The organism is Porphyromonas sp. HMSC065F10 (assembly GCF_001808555.1).
Lineage (GTDB): Bacteria > Bacteroidota > Bacteroidia > Bacteroidales > Porphyromonadaceae > Porphyromonas_A.
Genome location: NZ_KV793722.1, coordinates 1 through 428, shown reverse-complemented (window position 1 = coordinate 428; position 428 = coordinate 1). Strand labels below are relative to the sequence as shown.

At 54.7% G+C, this 428-nt stretch carries 1 protein-coding gene; it reads left to right on the top strand.

Annotated features, from left to right (window positions below; all coding sequences use genetic code 11):
* On the top strand, nt 1–428 hold a 428-nt coding region (locus tag HMPREF2890_RS00075), incomplete at both ends, for an ISAs1 family transposase (RefSeq protein ID WP_148130620.1).

The window sequence follows — 428 nt, the reverse complement described above, 5'->3', positions numbered from 1 at the left end:
GCCATCAAGGAGCTGCTTGCCCTTATCGACATTGAGGGCGCCACTGTCACGATCGATGCGATTGGGACGCAGCGAAAAATCGCAGAGCAGATCGTATCACAAGGCGGTGATTACATACTGTGCGTCAAGGACAATCAGAAGGGGACCAAGATTGAGCTGGAGGGCTTTTTCGAAGGCAAGTACTACAACTCGGAGATCATCACCACCGGAGGTGACCCCGAGTTCGGCCATGGACGGATCGAGACTCGTAAGCTGAGAAGCATAGTCGACCCGATGCGACTGGATGACACAGCCGTGACCATCAGCCTCAAGGAGTGGTCCGGACTGCGATCCGTTCATCAGCTCAGGAGGGTGCGGATAGACAAGAAGCAGGGTGAAGGCAGCAACGAACTGAGCTACTATATCTCATCACTATCCGACCCCGGGAA